General features: G+C 45.5%; 2 protein-coding genes. Both read right to left on the bottom strand.

Going from position 1 to position 936, the window contains the following annotated elements; genetic code table 11:
* Positions 1–425, bottom strand: a 425-nt coding sequence (locus tag GRP75_RS28050; RefSeq protein WP_202404356.1) for a sigma-70 family RNA polymerase sigma factor, incomplete at its 3' end; no start/stop codon positions are given.
* 106 nt (positions 426–531) lie between these two features.
* The coding region (locus GRP75_RS28055; RefSeq protein ID WP_202404357.1) for a sigma-E processing peptidase SpoIIGA at positions 532–936 on the bottom strand (405 nt) is incomplete at its 5' end.

Genomic DNA, 936 nt, shown 5'->3' on the forward strand with positions numbered 1-936 from the left:
TCCGTTCTCGTTTTACTATTGCGACGCAAATACATCAAAATCTCATTCTCAATGCATCGAGACGCATATGTCGCAAGTTTGATTTTCTTCTCTGGATCAAAAGTGTTAACCGCTTTGATTAGTCCAATAGCACCAATGGATACGAGATCCTCAATGTTGATTCCCGTATTCTCAAATTTACGGGCAATATATACGACTAACCGCAAATTTCTTTCGATTAGCATCGACCGTACTGCTGCATCTCCAGAAGAAAGTTTCCCCAGCAAATATTCTTCTTCGTCTCTCGTCAGCGGTGGGGGGAGCGCCTCGCTGCCGCCAATATAATAAATTTCTTCACTTTTCAGCCCAAATAAAAATAAAATACGATAATATTGCAGTTGCAATGCTAGCCTAATTTTCATCTTCAATTTCATCTGTTCCCGCATATCATTCTCCCCCTTTTGAAAATAGTGCAATTCCAACTGTGCTCCGCCCATTTCACCATTGGATATTTCTCGTCGCCTTCAAACATCATTTTGTGTTTATGCTCCGTCATCCTGATTCCGTAAAATGCTCACTAAAATGTGCATCTCGTTTCTGGTTGGTATCAGCACTGCCCTCTTCTTGTGCCGTCACATCCGGGTGGATGATGGCACGATACTTACCCTCTGCTGACAATGTTCCCCCATCCAAGCCAATCAACACTCGATGATGTACAAAATGAGCCCCATTCATCACCACCTCTACTCGGTCTGGTTTGAGGGCGAGCATAAAGGAATGACTGCGGTTAATTCCACGATAGGGGACGAGACGAACACGATCCTGCCAGCTAAACGATTCGTCCCCGTCCCCCAGTTCCATCACCAGTTGGTCAGCATTACCCTCAGAACATTTTCGAAGCCAGGAGGCGGGCAAATACGATTCCCACAAGGCCGCCTCCATGATCATCACCGGGGT

Origin of the sequence: Paenibacillus sp. OT2-17 (genome assembly GCF_009827695.1) — a bacterium.
In the GTDB taxonomy this organism is placed as follows: domain Bacteria; phylum Bacillota; class Bacilli; order Paenibacillales; family Paenibacillaceae; genus Paenibacillus; species Paenibacillus polymyxa_B.